The 22877-nt window shown below is 37.3% G+C and carries 18 protein-coding genes; 9 read left to right on the top strand and 9 right to left on the bottom strand.

Going from position 1 to position 22877, the window contains the following annotated elements:
• Window positions 1-58: 58 nt before the first annotated feature.
• Window positions 59-2107, bottom strand: a complete 2049-nt coding sequence (locus ACFSQP_RS04290; protein WP_376892054.1) for an HD family phosphohydrolase — start codon at window positions 2105-2107, stop codon at window positions 59-61.
• 130 nt (window positions 2108-2237) lie between these two features.
• On the opposite strand from ACFSQP_RS04290, the gene ACFSQP_RS04295 reads away from it, so the two are divergent.
• Both ACFSQP_RS04295 and ACFSQP_RS04300 read left to right on the top strand, forming a co-directional pair.
• A complete protein-coding gene (locus tag ACFSQP_RS04295; protein WP_376892055.1) occupies window positions 2238-3416 on the top strand; it encodes an acetyl-CoA C-acyltransferase in 1179 nt (392 codons plus the stop codon).
• Window positions 3417-3527: 111 nt separating this feature from the next.
• On the top strand, window positions 3528-4280 hold the full coding sequence (locus tag ACFSQP_RS04300; protein WP_376892057.1) for a C40 family peptidase: 753 nt from the start codon (window positions 3528-3530) through the stop codon (window positions 4278-4280).
• A gap of 81 nt (window positions 4281-4361) precedes the next feature.
• On the opposite strand, the gene ACFSQP_RS04305 is transcribed toward ACFSQP_RS04300, so the two are convergent.
• Together ACFSQP_RS04305 and gyrA are read right to left on the bottom strand one after the other, a co-directional pair.
• Window positions 4362-5606, bottom strand: coding sequence for a tetratricopeptide repeat protein (locus ACFSQP_RS04305; protein ID WP_376892058.1), 1245 nt, complete (start codon window positions 5604-5606; stop codon window positions 4362-4364).
• 10 nt (window positions 5607-5616) lie between these two features.
• Window positions 5617-8196 (bottom strand): DNA gyrase subunit A, encoded by a 2580-nt coding sequence (gyrA, locus tag ACFSQP_RS04310; protein ID WP_376892060.1) that lies wholly within the window; start codon window positions 8194-8196, stop codon window positions 5617-5619.
• Between the two features lie 260 nt (window positions 8197-8456).
• Between gyrA and ACFSQP_RS04315 the strand changes: the two genes are divergently transcribed.
• Complete coding sequence (locus tag ACFSQP_RS04315; protein WP_376892121.1) at window positions 8457-11015, top strand: ATP-dependent Clp protease ATP-binding subunit; 2559 nt, start codon at window positions 8457-8459, stop codon at window positions 11013-11015.
• A 57-nt stretch (window positions 11016-11072) separates the two neighbouring features.
• Window positions 11073-11444 carry a hypothetical protein gene (locus tag ACFSQP_RS04320; RefSeq protein WP_376892061.1) on the top strand — a complete coding sequence of 124 codons (372 nt, stop codon included), beginning with the start codon at window positions 11073-11075 and terminating at the stop codon, window positions 11442-11444.
• A 7-nt stretch (window positions 11445-11451) separates the two neighbouring features.
• Here the strand turns inward: ACFSQP_RS04320 and hutH are convergent, their stop codons facing one another.
• Window positions 11452-12963 carry a histidine ammonia-lyase gene (gene hutH / locus ACFSQP_RS04325; RefSeq protein ID WP_376892064.1) on the bottom strand — a complete coding sequence of 504 codons (1512 nt, stop codon included), beginning with the start codon at window positions 12961-12963 and terminating at the stop codon, window positions 11452-11454.
• Window positions 12964-13080: 117 nt separating this feature from the next.
• Here hutH and ACFSQP_RS04330 point away from each other — a divergent pair, with 117 nt between their 5' ends.
• The gene (locus ACFSQP_RS04330; RefSeq protein WP_376892066.1) at window positions 13081-14118 is read left to right on the top strand and encodes a TlpA family protein disulfide reductase; all 1038 of its coding nucleotides are present in this window, start codon (window positions 13081-13083) and stop codon (window positions 14116-14118) included.
• Window positions 14119-14208: 90 nt separating this feature from the next.
• Here the strand turns inward: ACFSQP_RS04330 and ACFSQP_RS04335 are convergent, their stop codons facing one another.
• A complete protein-coding gene (locus tag ACFSQP_RS04335) occupies window positions 14209-15771 on the bottom strand; it encodes an NAD(P)H-hydrate dehydratase (protein ID WP_376892067.1) in 1563 nt (520 codons plus the stop codon).
• 384 nt (window positions 15772-16155) lie between these two features.
• Between ACFSQP_RS04335 and gcvT the strand changes: the two genes are divergently transcribed.
• The 4 genes from gcvT (at window position 16156) to ACFSQP_RS04355 (ending at window position 19443) form a co-directional block, all read left to right on the top strand.
• On the top strand, window positions 16156-17238 hold the full coding sequence (gcvT, locus tag ACFSQP_RS04340) for a glycine cleavage system aminomethyltransferase GcvT (protein WP_376892069.1): 1083 nt from the start codon (window positions 16156-16158) through the stop codon (window positions 17236-17238).
• Window positions 17239-17399: 161 nt separating this feature from the next.
• Complete coding sequence (locus tag ACFSQP_RS04345; RefSeq protein WP_376892070.1) at window positions 17400-18230, top strand: sugar nucleotide-binding protein; 831 nt, start codon at window positions 17400-17402, stop codon at window positions 18228-18230.
• A 53-nt stretch (window positions 18231-18283) separates the two neighbouring features.
• Window positions 18284-18580, top strand: coding sequence for a 4a-hydroxytetrahydrobiopterin dehydratase (locus ACFSQP_RS04350; RefSeq protein WP_376892072.1), 297 nt, complete (start codon window positions 18284-18286; stop codon window positions 18578-18580).
• Window positions 18581-18729: 149 nt separating this feature from the next.
• Window positions 18730-19443, top strand: coding sequence for a YebC/PmpR family DNA-binding transcriptional regulator (locus ACFSQP_RS04355; RefSeq protein ID WP_376892073.1), 714 nt, complete (start codon window positions 18730-18732; stop codon window positions 19441-19443).
• A gap of 54 nt (window positions 19444-19497) precedes the next feature.
• Here the strand turns inward: ACFSQP_RS04355 and ACFSQP_RS04360 are convergent, their stop codons facing one another.
• The 4 genes from ACFSQP_RS04360 to kdsB form a co-directional block, all read right to left on the bottom strand.
• The gene (locus ACFSQP_RS04360) at window positions 19498-20046 is read right to left on the bottom strand and encodes a 1-acyl-sn-glycerol-3-phosphate acyltransferase (RefSeq protein ID WP_376892074.1); all 549 of its coding nucleotides are present in this window, start codon (window positions 20044-20046) and stop codon (window positions 19498-19500) included.
• A gap of 1 nt (window position 20047) precedes the next feature.
• Complete coding sequence (locus tag ACFSQP_RS04365; RefSeq protein ID WP_376892076.1) at window positions 20048-21130, bottom strand: iron-containing alcohol dehydrogenase family protein; 1083 nt, start codon at window positions 21128-21130, stop codon at window positions 20048-20050.
• Between the two features lie 121 nt (window positions 21131-21251).
• On the bottom strand, window positions 21252-21956 hold the full coding sequence (locus tag ACFSQP_RS04370) for an HAD family hydrolase (RefSeq protein ID WP_376892079.1): 705 nt from the start codon (window positions 21954-21956) through the stop codon (window positions 21252-21254).
• Window positions 21947-22678 carry a 3-deoxy-manno-octulosonate cytidylyltransferase gene (gene kdsB, locus ACFSQP_RS04375; RefSeq protein ID WP_376892081.1) on the bottom strand — a complete coding sequence of 244 codons (732 nt, stop codon included), beginning with the start codon at window positions 22676-22678 and terminating at the stop codon, window positions 21947-21949. The genes ACFSQP_RS04370 and kdsB overlap by 10 nt, the downstream gene beginning before the upstream one ends.
• Between the last annotated feature and the right edge of the window lie 199 nt (window positions 22679-22877).

Below are 22877 nucleotides of genomic sequence, written 5' to 3' on the forward strand. Positions count from 1 at the left end.
ATAAAAGAATTATTTGTTAAGTAATGTTAAAGCCAAGATGCTACTAAAAAATTAACTGTTATTCGGGATATTCAATACGCAAATGATAAATATTAGCTAGTTTTTGTTTCAGAACTTTTTTAATAGATTGAATTTCTTTGAAGGTTATATTTGCATTAATAAACTGATCGTCTTGCATTTGCTTATTCAAAATACTTTCAACAAAATCGTTAATTTTTGCAGACGTAGGTTCCTTTAAACTTTTGGATGCCGCTTCCACGCTATCGCACATCATTAAAATAGCCGTTTCCTTACTAAAAGGTTTTGGTCCGGGATACATAAAATCTTCTCGTTTTACTTGCGGGTCCCGTTCCTCCTCTTTTTTGAAGAAATAGTACACAAGACTTGTACCATGGTGCGTACGGATAAAATCCATTACACGGTCTGGTAAATTATTTTTTCGCGCAATTTCTATCCCATCTATTACGTGGTTAATTATTATGGCCGCACTCTCTAGTGGTGCTAGCTCATCATGCGGATTAATGCCTGTGGCTTGGTTTTCTGTAAAATAGGTTGGATTTTTCATTTTTCCTATATCGTGGTACAAGGCACCCACTCTAACGAGCATAGCGTTAGCACCAATTTCGTTTGCCGCAGCTTCTGCCAAGTTGGCCACATTTAAGGAGTGATGAAACGTGCCTGGTGCTGTATTGGACAATTCTTTAAGCAGTTTGCTATTGGTATCCGAAAGCTCCAATAACGAAACATCGGAAACAAGACCGAACAGTTTTTCAAAAGCATAAATTAACGGTTGCACAAATAAAGTGGCTAAACCACAGAGTATAAATAAACCGAAAGTTTCCCATTTTAGAGTTTCAACGCTGCCTTCGTGAATCACGAAAAAAGCAAAGTAGGCCACAAAATAAATAAGTGTAATTTGGCCTACAGAAATAAATAAATTAGCACGTTTGTAAAGTTCAGACACCGTTAAAATGGTTACAATACCGGCTATTATTTGTAAAAACATGTATTCGTAACTATTTGGTACAATAAGCCCCAACAGCAACACCGTAATAACGTGTGTAAATAACCCTAAACGGGCGTCAAAAAAAGCTTTTAAAACGAGTGGTAAAATGCAAATAGGTACCACATAAACATATTGCGAATTATAGTCTACCACAAAAGTGGTAAGCAAAACCATAATAATGACGTTAAAAAAAATGAATGTAACTTTTACATTGTTCTCGAAAACAGATAATCGGTATTTTTTAAGAAACAACAAAAGCATTAATAAAGCTAAAGCTACCAAAAGTGTATACGCAAACACAATCCAGTTATAATTAGACTTGTTCCATACTTGCGACTCGTATTCGGCCTCCAAAGATTTTAAAATTTGAAATTTAATACCTTCCACCACTTCACCCTTGGAAATAATTAAGGTTTCCCGTTCCACACTGCCACGCGTAAAAGCCACTTGATCCAATTCTTCCTGCAACACACGTGCGGAAAAGGTTTTGTTATATTCCAGATTGGGTATAACCAAATCGAAAAACAAAGAAGTAAAGGCGGTAGCATAATGTTGTAAGTTAGACTTTTCCAAAACTCGCGTTATCACCGCAGATAATTCGTCTTCCTCAACCAAGTTGCCAAATTGTGTTTGTTGCTTCTCTACACGGTCTTCCAAAATAATAACCTTTTTTGTTTCTGGAAATACGAAGTCGTCGTTAAGCACACCAAATTCGTACAAATTATCTATTATGTTTAAGCCTGCTTGCTCTAGTTGAAAGCGTTTTGAAGCCGAAAGAGAATCGGTAAACATGGTCGCGAACGCTTTTTCAAAATTCGTTTTTACCAGTTTGGGTGTGGTTGAATTAACATTGAAATAAAGCGGTGAATTTTCCTTAATTTTTTGTTTTTCGGAAGCCAATTCGGCATCCGATTTTTTTATGGCAAAATTAAAAGGAGCGTATAAATTTTCGGATTGCCATGGTTTTCCTTTTTCAAAATTATATTTAAATTTACCGCTCTTTGGAAATAAATACACAATTAAAAACGTAGTGGACACAAAAAGCAACAATTTGTAGCCTAATGAATGATTTCTGTAAAGAGCATTGATAAGGTTTTTCATAAGAAAGCAGAAATATTTCCAAAAGTAGTAAAATATAGTCGGAATTTAGGATTGTATAAAACTTGATTCCTACAACATTCTTATAAAAATTGATTAATTTTGTGACACATAAAAAGAAAATAGAGTAAACATGAGTAAAGAAGTCGTAATTGTATCAGCAGCCAGAACACCAATAGGCAGTTTTTTAGGATCCTTATCAACTATTTCAGCCCCGCGTTTAGGTGCTGCGGCTATAAAAGGTGCGTTAGAGAAAATAAATTTAAAGCCCGAGTTAGTTCAAGAAGTTATTATGGGTCAAGTAGTTCAGGCTGGTGCCGGCCAAGCGCCTGCCAGACAAGCTGCTATTTACGCAGGCATACCAAACACGGTGCCTTGTACAACCGTTAACAAAGTGTGTGCATCTGGTATGAAAGCCGTTATGCAAGCTGCACAAGCTATAGCTTTAGGCGACGCCGAGATAGTGGTTGCTGGTGGTATGGAAAACATGAGTTTAATACCTCATTACGTGCATGCTAGAATGGGTACCAAATTTGGACCAGTAACTATGGAAGATGGTATGCAACGCGACGGCTTGGTAGACGCCTACGATCAAAATGCTATGGGAGTTTGTGCCGATGCCTGCGCTACAGAATATAAATTTTCTCGTGAAGACCAAGATGCGTTTGCTATACAAAGCTACCAACGTTCGGCAGCTGCTTGGAAAGCTGGAAAATTTGACAATGAAGTTATTCCAGTAGAAGTTCCGCAGCGTCGTGGCGATGCTATTGTGGTAAAAGTGGATGAAGAGTTTACCAATGTAAAATTAGAAAAAATACCAGCTTTACGCCCTGCTTTTACAAAGGATGGTACCGTAACTGCTGCCAACGCGTCTACCATAAACGATGGTGCGGGCGCTATGGTATTAATGAGTAGAGAAAAAGCCAACGAATTGGGTTTACAAGTACTGGCGTCTATAAAAAGTTATGCCGATGCCGCGCAAGAGCCAGAATGGTTTACAACTGCACCAGCAAAGGCCCTGCCTAAAGCCTTGGATAAAGCAGGAATTAGTTTAAACGATGTCGATTTCTTTGAGTTTAACGAAGCATTTTCTGTTGTTGGATTGGCTAATATGAAACTTTTAGGCTTAAACGACAGTAACGTAAATGTAAATGGGGGTGCGGTTTCTTTGGGACATCCACTAGGTTGTTCTGGTGTTCGTATTTTAATAACACTCTTAAATGTTTTAGAACAAAATAACGGTAAAATTGGTGCAGCTGCTATTTGTAATGGTGGTGGCGGTGCTTCAGCTGTTGTTATTGAACGCTCGTAATTTTTAGATGATAGCTGTTTTAACCTTTAGTTTTATTTGCAGAAATCCAATGCATGTTCAGAAACTATATAATTTTAGTTACCCTTTATTTTAAATAAAAAAAGCGCTTGCATGCAATATGGTATTTGTAATTTAAGCATCGTTCCCTTACGTGCAGAACCCAACGACCAATCGGAGTTGGTGTCTCAAGTGCTGTATGGCGACTATTTTAAGGTGCTTGAAAAACGTAAATTTTGGAGTAAAATACGTTTGGGTTTTGACCGCTATGAGGGCTGGATAGACAATAAGCAATATTTGGAAATAGCAGAACAAGACTACCAAAGCTTACACCAAGAGACACCCATATTATCGTCGGATTTAGTGGAGTTTATTACCGATAGTAGTAATCAGTTATACCCTATTCCGTTGGGCGCCTGTTTAAACGGACTAGATATTATGCAGCATGCCCACGACGGGAATGCCGTAAGCCAAGTTTTTGCAAAACACCATATTTTGGAAACAGCCTTTTCCTACATAAATGCGCCTTACCTTTGGGGTGGCAAAACTCCTTTTGGTATAGACTGCTCGGGTTTTACGCAAATGGTTTATAAGCTTAATGGCTATAAATTATTTCGGGATGCCTCACAACAGGCCACACAAGGCGAGGCTTTAAGTTTTATTGAAGAGAGCGATCCAGGTGATCTAGCCTTTTTTGATAACGATGAAGGCCAAATAGTGCATGTTGGAATTATTATGCCAGACAACTTCATTATTCATGCACACGGTAAAGTCCGGATTGACCGTTTGGACCATTCCGGCATTTATAATGTTGATAAAAGAATGCATACCCATAAATTGCGTGTTATTAAGCGCATTATAGACTAATTGAATTTACACCGCCGTTAAAAAAAAATGCTACTGAATTTTCAGTAGCATTTTTTTTATTGGTTTTTAAGAACATTGGTTCTAGCCTCCTAACGCTTCAACATTAGCTTTAAGACGCTTGTAGTTTTGTGTATCGCCAATGGCACTATAAATATTCATGAGCGTTCTAGATACTTCTAGGTTATCAGCTTCAATCTTTAAAACGGCTTCTAAATAAGGTATGGCGCTTTTATATAATTCGGCACGCTTGTTTTTTAATTCATCGTAACGTTTATTGTCAGCGGCAGACGTTCCTAAACCATTCATTTCTTCAATAATGCCAGCCTCTTCAGATAAAATTAAAGCCGCAATATTGGTTTGCGCATTAATATAAGTAGGGTCCAGTTCTATAGCTTTGCTGTAATATGCTTTCGCTTCGTCGTTATAACCAGCTTCGGCCGATAGTACACCCAAATTATAAAACAAATCTACATTTTTAGGGTCCAATTTAATAGCCTCCTCTATTAATTTTTTATAGGCTTCTTTATTCCCTATTTGATACTGTAAATTGGCTTCAGTTAGGATAATATTTACGTCTGTTGGGTTTTCCATTCGGGCCTTTTTAATAGCTTCAATGGCTTTTTCAGTTTGGTTTAAATTAACATAAATAAACGCAATATTTTTTGTTATTTCTCCTGCCTTCGACTCGGTTAAACGCTCTCCTGGTTTTATATATTCGCCAGACTTTACAAATAAATCGCGATTTGTTTTGTCGAAAAACTCAACCTCACCTGTTTCTTTGTTTGTAGCAAAATATTCTTTCGTAATACCTGTGTATCCTAAATCGTTTAACGCTAAATAATGCTTTAAAGCCGATTCGTAGTCTTGACCGCTAACGGCACTAACCGCAGCATAATACAAATAAGTTGTATCTGCTGGTACTACGCGATACAATTGGTCAAACTTTTCGCCAGCTTTTGTAAAGCTATTAGCTTTGTACAAATCATTAGCAGCGGTAAGCAAGCTATTTTCCATAGTAGTCGTTAACGCCATGGCATCGGCATGTTTTCCTTCTTTTGCCAAAGCTAAATTTTCAATAGCCTTGTCAATGTCGGAATTATTGGCTTTACCATTTGCAAAATAAGCCTCTGCCATTAGAAAATGGTATTTAGCTTTTAAGCCGGCATCCATATTAGGCAACATACCTGTTACCTGCTGTAGCATGGTTTTTGCTTCAGAATAGTTGTTGTTTTTTAAAGCTTTTTCGGCTGAACGTAATTCTTTCTTTTGTCCAAAAGAAGCCGTACCGACTAAAATAGCCAGCGCCATTATAAAAAGGTTTCTCATTTTGTATTAATTAATTATCGTTATTTGGTTCATTATTATCCGTATCAACAGTTGTGCCATTTTCGCTTTGATTTTCACTATCTGAAGGCATATTGGTACTATCCTCTAAACTAGTTTCCGATTCAGATTCATCTTTCATAACTTTTGCTACGGCCGCAATAGAATCGTTTCCTTTTAGGTTTATAAGTTTAACACCTTGCGTAGCACGCCCCATAACTCGTAAATCTGATACCGCAATACGAATAGCGATTCCGGATTTATTGATAATCATTAAATCGTCCTCGTCCGTAACAGATTTTATAGCAACCAAGTGACCCGTTTTGTCTGTAATAGAAATGGTTTTCACCCCTTTTCCACCACGATTGGTAATACGGTACACAGCTTCACCATCCTCTGGATCGTCTATATAAGTACGTTTGCCATACCCTTTTTCCGATACAACTAGTACCGATTCTTCTTGCGGATTTTCAATAGCAATCATACCTATTACTTCATCTGTTTCGCTAGCTAAAGTAATACCACGAACACCAGAAGCACCGCGGCCCATTGGTCTGGTTTTAGCTTCTTCAAAACGAATGGCTTTACCTGATTTTAAAGCCAACATAACCTGGCTATTGCCTGTGGTTAATTTCGCTTCTAATAGCTCGTCGTCTTCTTTAATTGTAATGGCGTTAATACCATTGGTTCTTGGGCGCGAATATTGCTCTAAAGCTGTTTTTTTAACCTGACCCTTTTTAGTGGCCATAATTACATAATGGCTATTAATATAGTCCTCATCCTTTAGGTCTTGTGTGCAAATAAATGCTTTTACCTTGTCGTCTTGTTCTATATTAATTAAGTTTTGAATGGCACGGCCTTTGGAAGTTCTGCTTCCTTCTGGAATTTCATATACGCGCATCCAGAAACATTTTCCTTTCTGGGTAAAAAACAACATGTATTGGTGGTTAGTACCAACAAACAGATGTTCCAAGAAGTCTTCGTTTCGGGTGGTAGATGCTTTTTGTCCTACACCACCACGGTGCTGTGTTTTATATTCGGTTAAAGAGGTTCTTTTAATATAGCCAGCATGCGAAATGGTAATAACCACTTGCTCGTCTGGAATCATGTCTTCAATACTTAAGTCGCCACCAGCATATTCAATTACCGATCTACGGTCGTCGCCATATTTATCTTTTACTACTAAAAGTTCGTCTTTAATGATTTCCATGCGACGCTCTTTTTTCAGCAAGATATCTTTTAGATCTTCTATGGTAAGCATTAAATCTTCGTATTCAGAACGCAATTTATCTTGTTCCAGACCGGTTAACTGGCGTAAGCGCATTTCTACAATGGCTTTGGCTTGTATTTCGGTTAGTTTGAAACGTTCTACTAACTTTTCACGCGCTTCATCGGCATTAGACGAGGCTCTAATAAGTGCTATAACTTCGTCAATATTATCGGAAGCAATAATTAAACCTTCTAAAATATGAGCACGCTCCTCGGCTTTACGCAATTCGTAAGTTGTTCTTCTTACCACTACATCGTGCCTATGCTCTACAAAATGGTGAATTAAATCCTTTAAGTTTAACAATTGTGGGCGTCCTTTTACAAGCGCAATATTGTTAACACTAAACGACGACTGCAAGGCCGTGTACTTGTACAAGGTATTTAAAACAATATTAGGAATGGCATCTCGTTTTAACACGTAAACAATGCGCATACCGCTTCTATCGGATTCGTCGCGTATGGAGGCAATGCCATCCATTTTCTTTTCGTTAATTAAATCGGCCGTTTTTTTAATCATATCGGCCTTGTTTACTTGGTACGGAATTTCGGTAACTACAATAGCCTCTCTGCCTTGCACTTCTTCAATTACCGCTTTACCCCGCATAACTATACGCCCTCTACCCGTTTTAAAGGCTTCCACAACACCATCGTAGCCATAAATAACGCCACCCGTAGGAAAGTCTGGTGCTTTTATATGCGTTATTAACTCATCTACTTCAATAGCATTATTATCTATATACGCCACAATACCATCTACCACTTCACGCAAATTATGAGGAGGCATATTTGTGGCCATACCTACAGCAATTCCTGAAGCACCATTTACTAAAAGTCCAGGAATACGCGTTGGTAGTACTGTTGGTTCGTGAATGGTATCGTCAAAATTTAATTTGTGGTCTACGGTTTCTTTATCAATATCGGCTAACATATCTTCCGATAATTTTCGCATGCGCGCTTCTGTATATCGCATGGCAGCTGGGCTATCGCCATCCACAGAGCCAAAATTTCCTTGTCCGTCTACCAACATGTAGCGTAAACTCCACTCCTGTGCCATACGCACCATGGCATCGTAAACCGAGGTATCGCCATGTGGGTGATACTTACCAAGTACCTCACCAACAATTCTTGCTGATTTTTTATGTGGTCCTGTTGCGCGAATACCTAGCTCGTGCATCCCAAAAAGAACACGTCTGTGCACCGGCTTTAAACCATCTCTTACATCTGGTAAAGCACGTGACACAATGACTGACATTGAGTAATCAATGTAAGCCGACTTCATTTCATCTTCAATGTTAATTGGAATCAATTTTTCTCCTTCCGCCATATATAATAAAAATTAGTTTTTGTAGGTTTACAAATCGTGCTAATATAACCAATTCGTTAGGCTTGACAAGGGTTTCTTAATGTTTTTTGCATTTTTTTATTAACAATCTTAATGCTGTTAAATATTGGCAAGGAAGCTGTTAAATTGTTTGTCTATATTGGGATTTTTTTGTCTATTAGCACAAGAAGTCATATTTAAGGTATGATTTTTGTCCTTAATAAAAGGATTTAGTACATTTAATGCACAAAGGAATTATTTTTATGGATGACAATTTTTCACCTCGAGTTAAGGATGTAATAGCTTACAGCAAAGAAGAAGCTTTAAGACTTGGACACGATTTTATTGGTACCGAACATTTAATGTTGGGTTTGTTAAGAGATGGTAGCGGTAAAGCTATTGATATTTTAAGTGCTTTGGATATTGATTTGAATCAGTTAAGACGAAAAGTTGAAATTTTAAGCCCAGCTAATCCCAATATTGCTATTGCCCCAAACAGCAAAAAAAACTTGCACTTAACCAGACAAGCAGAGCGCGCTTTAAAAACTACTTTTTTAGAAGCCAAGTTATTCCAAAGCACCTCTATTAACACAGCACATTTATTACTGTGCATTTTAAGAAACGATAACGATCCTACTACCAAGCTTTTAAACAAGTTAAAAGTGGATTACGATAACGCCAAAGAACAATTTAAGTTTATGATAACAAACGACGATAATTATACCAATTCAGCCAACGAGCCAAAATCGGAGTCCTTTCCAGGCGACGACCCAAGCGCTGATGATGGCGCTAAAGACAATTTGTTTAATTCGCCATCAGGAAAAACGAATAAGAAGTCTAAAACCCCTGTTTTAGATAATTTTGGTCGCGATTTAACAGCCATGGCCGAAGAAGGCAAATTAGACCCTGTAGTGGGTAGAGAAAAAGAAATTGAACGCGTATCGCAAATTTTAAGCCGTCGCAAAAAAAACAATCCCTTGCTTATTGGTGAGCCAGGTGTTGGTAAATCTGCTATTGCTGAAGGTTTGGCCAACCGTATTGTAAAACGTAAAGTTTCCAGAATTTTGTTTAACAAACGTGTGGTTACCTTGGATTTAGCTAGCCTGGTAGCTGGCACCAAATACCGCGGTCAATTTGAAGAGCGCATGAAAGCCGTTATGAACGAACTGGAAAAAAACGACGACATTATTTTATTCATAGACGAAATCCACACCATTGTTGGTGCCGGTGGTGCTACGGGTAGTTTGGATGCCTCCAATATGTTTAAACCCGCTCTAGCAAGAGGCGAAATTCAATGCATTGGCGCTACCACGCTAGACGAGTACAGACAATACATAGAAAAAGATGGCGCTCTGGAGCGTCGCTTTCAGAAGGTTATTGTGGAACCAACAACGGTTGAAGAAACCATTGAAATTTTAAATAATATTAAAGATAAATACGAAGCGCATCATCATGTAGAATACACGCCAGAAGCTATTGAAGCTTGTGTAAAATTAACCAGTAGGTACATGACAGATCGTTTTTTACCAGATAAAGCAATAGATGCCTTGGATGAGGCGGGTTCGCGTGTGCACATTACCAATATAAATGTACCAGACCAAATTATTGAATTAGAAAAACAATTAGAAGCCGTTAAAGAAACGAAAACCTCTGTGGTTAAAAAGCAAAAGTATGAAGAGGCTGCTAAATTGCGAGACGATGAAAAGCGTCTTGAAAAAGAATTAGCTTTAGCACAAGAAAAATGGGACGAAGACAGTAAAATGCACCGTGAAACCGTTACCGAAGACAATGTAGCCGATGTGGTTTCCATGATGACGGGGATTCCTGTAAACAGAATAGCCCAAACGGAAAGCAATAAATTGGCTATTCTACCAGAGCTTATTAAAGGAAAGGTTATTGGTCAGGATGCTGCTGTAGCCCAAGTTGTTAAAGCTATACAGCGCAACCGTGCCGGACTTAAAGATCCAAATAAACCAATTGGTTCCTTTATATTTCTAGGACAAACTGGGGTAGGAAAAACACAATTGGCCAAAGTACTTTCTAAAGAATTGTTTGATAGCGAAGAGTCTTTAATTCGTATAGATATGAGCGAATACATGGAAAAATTTGCCATTTCTAGATTAGTTGGTGCGCCTCCAGGTTACGTTGGCTACGAGGAAGGTGGTCAATTAACCGAAAAAATAAGACGCAAACCGTATGCCGTTGTTTTATTGGACGAAATTGAAAAAGCGCATCCAGATGTATTTAATATGCTGTTACAGGTGCTTGACGATGGCTACTTAACGGATAGTTTAGGTCGTAAAATTGACTTCAGAAATACAATTATTATCATGACTTCCAACATTGGATCCAGAAAACTAAAAGATTTTGGTACCGGTGTTGGTTTTGGTACCGCTGCTCAAAAATCGCAAGAAGACGCCAACGCCAGAAGTGTTATTGAAAATGCGCTTAAAAAAGCGTTTGCTCCAGAATTTTTAAACCGTATAGATGATGTTATTGTATTTAATGCACTAGAAAAAGCAGATATTGCTAAAATTATAGACATAGAATTGGACAAATTAATTCTGCGCATTAAGGATATTGGTTACACCCTAACTTTAACCCAAGCGGCTAAAGATTATATTGCAGAAAAAGGATTCGATAAGCAATACGGTGCCAGACCGCTAAAACGGGCCATTCAAAAGTATGTAGAAGATGCTCTTGCTGAAGAAATTATTAATTCTAAAATCTCGGAAGGCGATACTATTAATATGGACCTAGATTCGGATTCTGGATCGCTAACGGTTACTATTAAATCTGAAACTAAAACAACAAATTCTTAAAAACTATTTGGTGAAACTCCGCCGCGGCGGAGTTTCTTTATTTGCAACCAACCACCTATGGCAATTGTCAAAAAATATTCAGTAGGAGAAATTACCCTGTACGATACGCACATGATTGCCGTAATGAATGAAGGTATTACCGTAAAAACCGATTTATATGCAGATTTGCTGGAAATTGTTCAAGAACATTACAGCAATAAAAAATTTGTGTATATAACACATCGTGTCAATTCCTATGCTGTAGATCCTGGTATTTATCTAAAAATGTCGAAAATTGACAACCTATTAGGTTTCGCTGTGGTTTATGGCAACACGATTAAATTTGACAACACAGACTTTGAACAATCTTTTATAAGCGTGCCGTTTAAAACATTTAAAACGCTTCATGCTGCAAAAACTTGGGCTAAAACACTGTGTAAAGACGCCTAAAAAATACCTAATCAAAAATTTCTTGGCTATCTATATCCAAATTATTTAAAAACGTAACGGAGTTTTGGATATCCACGTATAGCGCTCTATCATTACTTACAAAATCCACATCTGCTCGGTAAGCTAATAAAACCGACTCAATAAAAGGCGACGAACGCAAGGGTTTTCTAAAATACAAGGCCTGCGATGCGTTAAATAATTCGATTGCTAAAATACGCTCCACATTATATATTAAAGTATATGCCTGTGTGGCCGCGTTGGCTCCCATACTTACATGATCTTCTTGGCCATTGCTAGACACAATACTATCTATACTAGCTGGACTGGACAATTGCTTATTAGCGCTAACAATACTTGCTGCCGTGTATTGCGGAATCATAAAACCAGAATTTAAACCAGGATTGTCTACCAAAAAGGTTGGCAAACCCCGTAAACCGGATACCAACTGAAATACCCGTCGCTCGGAAATATTACCCAGTTCGGCCATAGCAATTTTCAAATAATCTAAGGCCAGAGCTAAAGGTTGTCCATGAAAATTACCACCAGAAATAATAGCATCGGCTTCTTTAAAAATATTGGGATTATCGGTTACCGCATTAATTTCTGTAATAAAAGTTTGTGTTACAAACCGCAAGGTATCTTTGGTAGCCCCATGCACTTGCGGTATGCATCGAAATGAATACGGATCCTGTACATGCTTTTTTTCTTGTTCAATAAGTTCACTACCTTCTAAAAACGTACGAATGCGTTCTGCTGTTTTTATCTGTCCGTTGTGCGGACGCACCATATGAACCAATTCGTTAAATGGCTCAATCCTACCATCAAAAGCTTCCAAAGACATGCTACCTACCAAATCCGACACATAAGCTAGTTTATGGGCTTTTAGTAACAAATAAATCCCATAAGCAGACATAAACTGTGTGCCGTTTAATAAAGCTAAACCCTCTTTAGACTGTAAAGAAATAGGCTGCCAATTATGGGCTTCTAAAACCTGTTTTGCGGGTACAATTTCGTCGTTAACATATACTTCACCCTTTCCTATTAACGGTAAAGCCAGGTGTGCTAAAGGCGCTAAATCGCCAGAAGCTCCTAACGAACCCTGCGTGTAAATAACGGGTAAAATATCTTGATTGTAAAAATCTATTAACCGATTTGCCGTTTCCAACTGCACGCCACTATGACCGTAACTTAAGGACTGGATTTTAAGTAACAGCATTAGCTTTACAATAGGTTTAGGTACTAAATTACCAGTACCACAAGCATGCGACATTACTAAATTTTCTTGAAGCGCCGTTAAATTATCTTTCGATATTTTAACGTTATAAAGCGAGCCAAAACCTGTATTTATTCCGTAAATTGGTGCATCTTGGTTTTTTAATTTGCTGTCCAAATAAGCCCGACAAGCCTTAATATTTTCCACGGATGTGGCGTCCAATTGTAAGGACTTATTCTCCTCTAAAATATTTGCTATTACGTGTAAATTTAAGGTTTCTTTCGAAATATAGTGTACTGCTCTCATGCTGCTATTTTAAAGCCCAAAAATCTGCATTCAATATGTAGTTTGCAAACAAATTTTGAAATTTTGTTTAAAATCCTTCAAAATTTATACATTTGGTAAAACAATTTTTATAATCATATGAAAAAAGCCTTACTAGTTCTTTCAGGATTGGCCTTGTTTGCCTGCCAAAAAGAAGCCCCAAAAGAGTATGTAACTCTCTCCGGGAAAATATTACAACAAAATAGCGATTCGTTATTAATACGTTCTGCCGATTATTCGAAAACAATTTTTCTGAAACCTGATGGTACATTTTCCGATACCTTAAAAGTGTCGCCGGGAATTTATAACTTATTTGACGGTGCCGAATCGACTTCCATCTTCTTAAAAAATGGCTACGAATTAAATTTAAGTTTAAATACCGAAATGTTTGATGAAAGTATTCGTTATGAAGGTACAGGAGCCGAGCAAAACAATTTCTTGGCACAAAAATCTTTAAAAGAAGAAGCTTTATTGCGTATTGATGACTTAAAAAATATTTCGGATATGGCAGCTCTGGATTCGACACTGAATGCCATTAAAAATGAATTAAGCACCTTTTACAACGCCAACAAAGCTATTGACACCATGATTACCAATAGTGCGAATAAAAGTTTGGAGCCTATGCTTAAAACCTACAAATCGTTTATTGGACAGTCCATAACTTTAAGAAATGAATTACCTAAAGGCGCGCCATCCCCGATGTTTTCGGACTTTGAAAATTACGACGGCAGTACAACCTCATTAGCCGATTTAGCTGGCAAGTACGTTTATATAGATGTTTGGGCAACTTGGTGCGGACCATGTAAGGCAGAAATACCATTTTTGAAGGCTTTAGAAAAAGACTATCACGATAAAAATATCCATTTTGTAAGCCTGTCTATTGACGATGACCGTGCCCACCAAAAGTCATGGGATAAGGCACGCCAAGCCTGGAAAGCTATGATTGCAGAAAAGGAACTTGGTGGCATTCAACTTTTCGCACCAAAGGGTTGGCAAACAGAATTTATTAAAGCCTATAAAATTAATGGTATTCCTCGCTTTATTTTAATAGATCCAGATGGCAATATTGTGTCGCCAGACGCGCCTCGCCCCTCTAGTAACGAGCTAAAAACATTGCTTACAGAATTAAACGTATAACGTTATTTACGCTTTAAAAAATGGGATGCTTTTGGCATCCCATTTTTTTATTATCATGCGCACATTCTTTGAGTAAACGAGTACACCAATTTATTTTTTAGTTGTTTTATCGTCTTGTTTATTAGCAGTTTTAGGTGGCTCGGGCTTTACAAATAAATCTAAAAATGCTTTTGGTAAGTAACTAATAACACGTGAGGCCGTCATGGCCTCATAGCCAAAATCTTGTACCGCGATATCTGCGGATTTACCATGTAAGTACACACCAAAAATGGCAGCTTCAAGTGGCTCGTATTGTTGCGCCATTAACCCGGTAATTATTCCTGTAAGCACATCGCCAGTGCCACCCGTTGCCAAACCGGGATTACCGGTAGCGTTTATGTACAAATTTTTCTTGTAAACTATAAGTGTAAACCTGCCTTTTAATACCAATATTATATTGTATTTTTCTGATAAATTAATGGCTTTATCTAGCTTGTCAAAATCATTACTCCATTTACCAATTAAGCGTTCTAACTCTTTTGCGTGAGGCGTTAAAACACTGTATTTTGGCAACTTTTCCATTAAAGCAGGTGTTTTAGCCAATAGGTTTAAGCCATCGGCATCAATCACTAATGGCTTTGTATTTTGGTTTAAAAAATCTGTAAATGCTGATGCAGTTTCTTCACTTGTACCCATGCCAACACCTATCCCAATAACGGTTGGTTCTATTGGAATAGCTATATTACTTATACAAGTATCATTAGTATCGGTTATTAACATTAATTCTGGAACACTGCTTTGTAACGGTAGGTAACCACATTTTGGCACAAAAGCCGTAACCAGTCCGGCGCCAGATACCAAAGTTGCACGACTGGCTAGCTGCACTGCACCAATTTTTCCGTAACTACCACCAATAAGCAAGGCATGACCATAGGTGCCTTTGTGCGAAAATGGTTTTCGTGGTTTGTAAACAGGTAAAATGTCTTGTTTGGTTATTAAAGTTGTAAGCGTGTTTGTTTTTTGAAGATATTCCGGATCTATGCCCACATCTAGAACCTCCCATTGTGCCGTAAATTTTGCCGTATCTTCTAGGAAAAACACCAATTTGGGCGACTGAAAACTTAATGTGTGGTTTGCCCAAACTACATCTGTGTCCTTAACTGGTGCCGCGTTTGTTTTTAAACCCGAAGGTATATCAACAGATAAAACAAAGGCTTTAGAGGCTTTAAAATGCTGAAACAAATGCACCACCCAGTCGTCTGCAGGTCGGTTAAGGCCAACACCAAAAACAGCATCCAAAATAATATCGTCTGGTCCAATTTTTGGAAAATCATCTTTTGGTCCAATTAAAGTAGGCCATTTTTTTTGTGTTTGCTTCATTAAATCGTAGTTAACCAAAAAACCTTTGGTTCGTTTATCGCTAAAATTCACAACATAAGTATGCACATTGTACCCGTGATTTACTAAATGCCGTGCCACCACCAAGCCATTACCACCATTGTTACCTATACCACAAAAAACATGAATGGGTACTTGGGCGCCTTGCATGCGTAAATGCAGCCAATTAAAAATTTGTATACCAGCACGCTCCATTAATTCTATAGAAGTAATTTGTTGCTTTTGTGCTGTAAATTTATCGCCCTCGTAAACCTGTTCATCCGAAAATATTTTCATATTTAATTTATGTATTTGAAGTTGTTGTTTGGTAGCACATGTTAAATAAACCACCAATAACAGGCAAGTTAAGGTTAAAAAAGAAAACAAAAAACTTCAAAACACACTTTTTACAGTTGTTTTAAAACAGCTTTTTTTTGTGTATTAATTTTCTTTAGGCACACCTATAATAAAACTTGCATTCATATTATTTAAGCTAGCTAAACATAAAAATTATAAATCATAACTCTTTAAAAATAGTCTAAAAATGAGCCTTGTTACCCCAGCTTTTAGTCGGTTGCTTTTGGTATTTAAAAACGACTGGTCTGCTTCAAAACCAGATAAAATTCAATACATTTGCAGCTTTAAACGTATAATTAAAAAGACCTCATAAATACAATACATATGAAAAGTATAGCATTATCGTCAGTACACGAATCCTTAGGCGCTAAAATGGTTCCTTTTGCAGGTTTTAATATGCCTGTACAATACGAAGGCGTGAACATTGAACATGAAACGGTTAGAACAGGAGTTGGTGTTTTTGATGTTTCGCACATGGGAGAATTTCTTGTTGAAGGGCCTCATGCCTTGGCATTACTTCAAAGCATAACCAGTAACGATTTAAGCAAACTAACCGTTGGAAAAGCCCAATACAGTTATTTTCCTAACGAAACAGGTGGCATAATTGACGATTTAATTATTTATAAATTAAAAGAGGATTCTTATTTATTGGTAGTTAATGCTGGTAATATTGAGAAGGATTGGAATTGGATGGTATCTAAAAATGATGTTGGCGCTAAACTAACAGATTTAAGCAATGCGTATTCCCTTTTAGCCATTCAAGGCCCTAAAGCTATTGAGGCCATGCAAAGCTTAACAACACACGACTTGTCTGCTATTAAATTTTACAATTTTGTTGAAGGTACTTTTGCAGGTGCCGATAATGTTATTATTTCGGCAACTGGTTATACCGGAAGTGGTGGTTTCGAAATTTACTGTAAAAACAATGATATAAAGCAAGTTTGGGATGCTGTGCTAGAAGCTGGCGCTAACTTTGGTATAAAACCTATTGGACTTGCAGCACGAGACACGCTACGTTTAGAAATGGGATATTGTTTATACGGTAATGATATAGACGAAACTACTTCGCCATTTGAAGCTGGCTTGGGTTGGATAACCAAGTTCACTAAAACATTTACCAACTCCGAAAATTTAAAAAAGGAAAAAGAGCAGCCACTAAAACAAAAATTAGTAGCTTTTGAAATAAACACGAAAGGAATTCCAAGAGCCGGATACGATATTGTAGATGCCATTGGTAACAAAATTGGTCATGTTACCTCTGGAACCATGTCGCCAATGCTTAAAAAAGGAATTGGTATGGGGTATGTAGCATCAGAATTTAACGGCGTAAATAATACAATTTACATTCAAATTCGGAAAAATGCGGTTCCAGCAACAATAGTTAAATTACCTTTTTACAAGGGTTAATTATAGCTAAAACACAGGAATATTATGTATTCGCAACTGTGTTCAACTTAAAACATGTAAAACTTTAACAGTCACATAACCACTATTTATGTGACTGTTTTGTTTACAGAAGTTTAAACGAATATACCAATTACTAAAACAACAAAACAGGCAACAAAGCCATGTGGGCAACACCAATAAAACATAGAATTTTAATTTTAGGCGCCAGCGGATTTATAGGAAACGCATTATACAAAGAACTGTGCCCTTATTACAATACCTATGGTACTTATAAAACAGCCAATACATCTTACGCTTCAAATCAGCATTTTTATCAGTACGATGTGGAAACGGACGATGTATTCGAAATTTTAAACCAGGTAAAACCAACGTTTATAATTTCGGCATTACGCGGAAATTTTCATGCCCAAATTTTGGCGCACACGCATCTTATTCAATACGTACAGGCCAACGGTTGTAAACTGTTGTTTTTATCTTCGGCTAATGTTTTCTACTCTTACAGCAAATATCCAAGCTACGAAACCGATAAAACGTTTAGCCAAAGTATATACGGCCATTTTAAAATAAAAATTGAAAACATGCTGCTGCGCCTGCCTAAACACCAAGCAATTATTGTTAGGCTTCCCATGGTTTTCGGGCAAATGTCTCCCAGATTGCAGGCCATAAAAACACTTTTAAAAGATAAAGAACCTATTGAGGTGTTTCCTAATTTAATTCTAAACATTGGCATAGATACCAAATTAACCCAACAAATACACTTTATAATAAACCAAAATAAAACAGGAATTTTTCATTTGGGTAGCACAGATTTGGTGCATCATGATGCCTTTATTAAAGACATTTTACAAAAGTTGGCACAGCCTAAAGCCTTAATTAAAAACGTTTTTACAACCAATAACGATAGGTATTTAGCTGTTTTACCAAAATACAATTTGCTACCAACACACTTGCAATTTGAAAGTAACGATTTTCTAACAAAAATTGAAGTATAGTTTGGTAATCCTTTATAATTTAGCCATATTAGTAGAAATAAATATTGACAATTATGAGTAAATTAACCGAAGACGAGATCCAAAAAAAACTATTGCGCTTTCCAGAATGGCACTACCAAGATAACGCCATTCATGCCGAATTTGAATTCGACAATTTTAAAGACTGTTTTAGTGCCATGAGCCGTATAGCTTTCGACTGCGAAACGCTTAACCACCATCCTAACTGGAGCAACACCTATAACGTTTTAAATATTAGTTTAACCACCCATGATGCTGGCGGCGTTACCCATAAAGATTTTAAACTAGCCGAAGCTATTGATGCTATTGTAATACCCGAGGAAGACGCTTAACACAATAAAGCTAGAAACTGTTACAAGCATGATTTTTGGTTTTGCAGTATTTGCAATTGCTTTATTTTTTTAAATTTGTTGCCTAAATACAAGTTAGAAGCTTGAATAAAACAAAACACGTTACAAACAATTTAATATAATTTAAGTTTATGGGAAGAGCTTTTGAATTCCGGAAAGCACGAAAAATGAAACGTTGGTCTGCCATGAGTAAAGCGTTTACGCGCATTGGTAAAGACATTGTTATGGCTGTTAAAGAAGGTGGCCCAGACCCCGCCTCGAACGCCCGATTACGTGCCGTAATTCAGAACGCGAAAGCCGTAAATATGCCTAAAGACAATGTGGAACGTGCTATAAAAAAAGCATCAGATAAAAGTCAAGGCGACTACAAAGAGGTTATTTTTGAAGGTTATGCGCCGCATGGCATTGCCGTTTTAGTTGAAACCGCTACCGATAATAACACACGCACGGTAGCCAATGTTCGCAGTTATTTTAATAAATGCGATGGTAGTTTGGGCACCTCGGGCTCTGTGGTGTTCATGTTTGATCATACTTGTAATTTTCGCATTGAAGCTGGCGATTTAGATCCAGAGGAACTAGAACTGGAATTTATAGACTTTGGCGCAGAAGAAGTATTTGCAGACGACGACGGAATTTTAATTTATGCGCCTTTCGAAAATTTTGGTGCTATCCAAGCCGAATTGGAACGTCGTAATATTGAAATTTTATCGTCTGGATTCGAACGCATTCCACAAGTAACCAAGGAATTAAGTGAAGCAGAAGCTGCCGATGTTGAAAAACTTCTTGAAAAATTAGAGGAAGACGACGATGTGCAAAATGTTTATCACACCATGCAAGAAAACTAGACCTGCTCTATCTCAAAAAAAACAGACGCTATGTTTCCATAGCGTCTGTTTTTTTTAGGAGTAAGCTGCAACCTTACCTTCTACCCCTTTAAAAAAGGCTTTCATGTGTTTAAAATCTGCCTCCATATTATCTGTAGGATAAAACGGTTGTGAAATCCTATTTTCCTTATTTTTAAAATCTAATGTAAACATAATAATAGGCACCTGGGCTTCTTTAGCAATAAAGTAAAAGCCGGTGCGCCATTCGGTCACTTTTTTCCGTGTTCCTTCGGGCGCTAGCGCCAACCTAAACTCCTCATTATCTTTAAAAAGTTGTGCAATAGCTTTTACTTTGTCTTGCTTGCTTCCGCGGTCTATTGGGGCACCACCAATACTTTTTAAATACCAGCCAAATGGACCAACAAACAGTTCCTTTTTTGCAATAAAGTTGGATTTAACACCTACTATTTTTCTTAATAAAACACCAATGTAAAAATCGTGCCAGCTTGTATGTGGTACGGCTATAAGCACCGCTTTCTTTACGGTATGTTTAGAAAAGTTTTTATTACCGGTAATGCGCCAGCCCAACAGTTTAAAATAAATAAACGCTGCTATTTTTTGCATGCTACATTTTGGCGTAAAGATTACGTAATTTACTTCGGGTAATAATTTTATCCCAATTTTTACCCAGCGCATTTTCCCAAAGCGGCACTAAACTTAAGGACACATTTATCATAGCGTCAAATTGTTCTTCGGTTAAGTCGGCACAAATTCCTTGTGGTAACGAAATACCATGTTTAGCCTTCATTGCTTTGAAAATTTTTACGCCTTCTGGATAAAATTCCTCCAAATGGTCAAAAACTATGCAATTTCCAATACCGTGTTTGGTTCCTAATACATACCCCAGTCCGTAACTCATGGCATGGGCAACACCAACCTGCGAATAGGCAATACTCATTCCGCCATGCCAAGAAGCCATCATGAGTTTATCTTGCATAACCTCTGGCGCAAGCGTATTATCTAAAAATAGTTCGCAACATAAATCGTATGCTTTTTCGCCGTAGGTTTGGCTAAATGCGTTTAAATAAGTTCCTTGTAGCGACTCCACGCAATGAATAAAGCAATCCATGCCTGTATAAAACCACTGGTCTTTGGGTACGTCCTTTGTTAATTCCGGGTCTAAAATAACCTGATCGAATGGTGTAAAATCTGAATTAATCCCCAATTTTTTCTCGGGCCCCGTTAAAACGGTAGTTCTGGAAACCTCGGCTCCGGTACCAGAAATAGTTGGAATGCCCACATGATAAATAGCTGGATTTTTAACCAAATCCCAACCCTGATAATCTTTTGCTTCACCCTTGTTTGTTAGCATAATAGCCACCGCTTTGGCCATATCCATTACGGTACCGCCACCAATACCAATAATACCTGAAGGCAATTCTTTACTGGTAAGAATAATGTCTTCTACTAATGCATCTACCTGTGATGTTTTGGGTTCTTCATTTGCCGAAATGAATATAATTTTATCTGAATACCCTGTGGGAATAGGGCTTGGTAGCGCAACATTTTTTTCAAAAACATCGTCTATTAAAAAAATAAAGGGGGCATTTATGCCTAAACGTTTAGGAGCCAAGATATCGGCTAATTGACTAAAACTGCCTCGACCAAACACCACTCGAGACACCATGGGATAATTTTTATAACTCATGTAAAACGCTTCTTCAAATAGAAAAACAAGGCTTTTAAAGCTTCTATTATTAATTTTTATTCTTTTATTAGGGCTAATTTCAATTTATAAATATCGTTATAATTTCTGAAAGCAACAGACACTAAAGTAACAATTCTGGTAAGGCTTTTAAATTTTTAACTGTTTTATAAGATTTCCCATTTGTTTCTAAATCTTTTACCTGCTCGTGGACCCAAGTAGTATGAAAAGGGACATGTATGGCTTGTGCTTTTATGTTTAAAAGCGGTAACACATCGGACCTTAAAGAATTTCCTATCATTAAAAACTGTGATGGTTTAATATCCAAATGGTTTAGGAGTCTGGAATAATTATCCTCTTTTTTGTCGCTTAAAACTTCAATATGATGAAAAAAATCTAGTAACCCCGAATTTTTTAATTTGCGCTCTTGATCCAGCAAATCGCCTTTAGTAGCCAGTATTAATTTGTATTTTAATGCTAACTGGCTTAACACCTCTTCCACGCCTTCCAACAGTTCAATAGGTTTTTCCAGCATATCTTTCCCTATTTCCAAAATGGCTTGCATGGTTTGGGCATTTATGGCGTTATTAGATATTTCAATGGCTGTTTCTACCATGGATAGTACAAAACCCTTTACACCATAGCCATAAATAGCTAAATTTTTAATGTGTGTTTTATACAATTCTTGGTCTATTTTATTTAATGTTTCGTAGGAAGACAATAGGTTTCCAAAAGCTGCTTCGGCTTCTCTAAAATAGGTTTCGTTTACCCAAAGGGTATCATCGGCATCAAAACCAACTACTTGTATGTGTTGGTAATTTATGTCCACAATTTATTTGCTAATTCTAAATCCTCTGGTGTGTCTATTTCCACACCTTGAATATTGGTTTCTACCATTTTAATTTTTTTTCCGTACTCTAAATACCGGATGCATTCAATTTTTTCGGAGGCCTCCAAAGGCAACATAGGCAAATTGTAAAAATCCAATAAGGCTTGACGCCTAAACGCATAAACGCCTTTGTGCTTAAAATAAGGTACCGCTACACGTGTATCTCGCGCATAAGGAATTGGGCTTCTGGAAAAATAAAGAGCAAAATTATTTTGATCGACAATTACCTTTACGGTATTCGGGTTTTTTATTTCCTCCCATTCTGTAATACGCACCATTAAAGAGGCCAAATCAATTTCCTTATGTGTGTCGTCATGAAACACATGTATTAAACTTTTTAAAGCCGTTACTTCAGTAAAAGGTTCATCGCCTTGCACGTTAACCACAATATCTACATCGCTCATGGTTTCAATAGCTTCTGCTATCCTATCGCTTCCGCATTCATGCTCTTTTTTGCTCATAATGGCTTTTCCACCATGGCTTACTATTTCGTCGTATATAATGGTACTATCTGTTACCACATAAACATCGTCAAAGAGTTGTGTATTTACGGTGGCCTCATAGGTTCTTAAAATAACCGTTTTTCCAGCTAAATTTTGCATGAGTTTGCCTGGAAAACGAGACGCTTTGTAGCGCGCGGGTATCATGGATATTACTTTCATGTATGGTATTTATTTTCTTAGAACAACTTTTTTTAAAAATCTAGCCAAGCGTTCACAGCTTTTTTTTTAAAACTGTTTATGCTTTGCAGTTTCATATAGTTGTAGGTGTTTCAAAAATAGCAAAATTTACGGCACTACTTGTTAGTTTCGGGTAAAGTTTGGAAAAGATTATAGGTTTATTGAATGGTACTACTACCCA

This window comes from Bizionia sediminis (assembly GCF_042684585.1).
Lineage (GTDB): Bacteria > Bacteroidota > Bacteroidia > Flavobacteriales > Flavobacteriaceae > Algorimicrobium > Algorimicrobium sediminis.

What these genes read in the sequence shown, in the direction of transcription:
- ACFSQP_RS04290 (WP_376892054.1), bottom strand. Translation starts at nt 2,107, where the DNA reads ATGAAAAACCTTATCAATGCTCTTTACAGAAATCATTCATTAGGCTAC.
- ACFSQP_RS04295 (WP_376892055.1), top strand. Translation starts at nt 2,238, where the DNA reads ATGAGTAAAGAAGTCGTAATTGTATCAGCAGCCAGAACACCAATAGGC.
- ACFSQP_RS04300 (WP_376892057.1), top strand. Translation starts at nt 3,528, where the DNA reads ATGCAATATGGTATTTGTAATTTAAGCATCGTTCCCTTACGTGCAGAA.
- ACFSQP_RS04305 (WP_376892058.1), bottom strand. Translation starts at nt 5,606, where the DNA reads ATGAGAAACCTTTTTATAATGGCGCTGGCTATTTTAGTCGGTACGGCT.
- gyrA (WP_376892060.1), bottom strand. Translation starts at nt 8,196, where the DNA reads ATGGCGGAAGGAGAAAAATTGATTCCAATTAACATTGAAGATGAAATG.
- ACFSQP_RS04315 (WP_376892121.1), top strand. Translation starts at nt 8,457, where the DNA reads ATGGATGACAATTTTTCACCTCGAGTTAAGGATGTAATAGCTTACAGC.
- ACFSQP_RS04320 (WP_376892061.1), top strand. Translation starts at nt 11,073, where the DNA reads ATGGCAATTGTCAAAAAATATTCAGTAGGAGAAATTACCCTGTACGAT.
- hutH (WP_376892064.1), bottom strand. Translation starts at nt 12,963, where the DNA reads ATGAGAGCAGTACACTATATTTCGAAAGAAACCTTAAATTTACACGTA.
- ACFSQP_RS04330 (WP_376892066.1), top strand. Translation starts at nt 13,081, where the DNA reads ATGAAAAAAGCCTTACTAGTTCTTTCAGGATTGGCCTTGTTTGCCTGC.
- ACFSQP_RS04335 (WP_376892067.1), bottom strand. Translation starts at nt 15,771, where the DNA reads ATGAAAATATTTTCGGATGAACAGGTTTACGAGGGCGATAAATTTACA.
- gcvT (WP_376892069.1), top strand. Translation starts at nt 16,156, where the DNA reads ATGAAAAGTATAGCATTATCGTCAGTACACGAATCCTTAGGCGCTAAA.
- ACFSQP_RS04345 (WP_376892070.1), top strand. Translation starts at nt 17,400, where the DNA reads ATGTGGGCAACACCAATAAAACATAGAATTTTAATTTTAGGCGCCAGC.
- ACFSQP_RS04350 (WP_376892072.1), top strand. Translation starts at nt 18,284, where the DNA reads ATGAGTAAATTAACCGAAGACGAGATCCAAAAAAAACTATTGCGCTTT.
- ACFSQP_RS04355 (WP_376892073.1), top strand. Translation starts at nt 18,730, where the DNA reads ATGGGAAGAGCTTTTGAATTCCGGAAAGCACGAAAAATGAAACGTTGG.
- ACFSQP_RS04360 (WP_376892074.1), bottom strand. Translation starts at nt 20,046, where the DNA reads ATGCAAAAAATAGCAGCGTTTATTTATTTTAAACTGTTGGGCTGGCGC.
- ACFSQP_RS04365 (WP_376892076.1), bottom strand. Translation starts at nt 21,130, where the DNA reads ATGAGTTATAAAAATTATCCCATGGTGTCTCGAGTGGTGTTTGGTCGA.
- kdsB (WP_376892081.1), bottom strand. Translation starts at nt 22,678, where the DNA reads ATGAAAGTAATATCCATGATACCCGCGCGCTACAAAGCGTCTCGTTTT.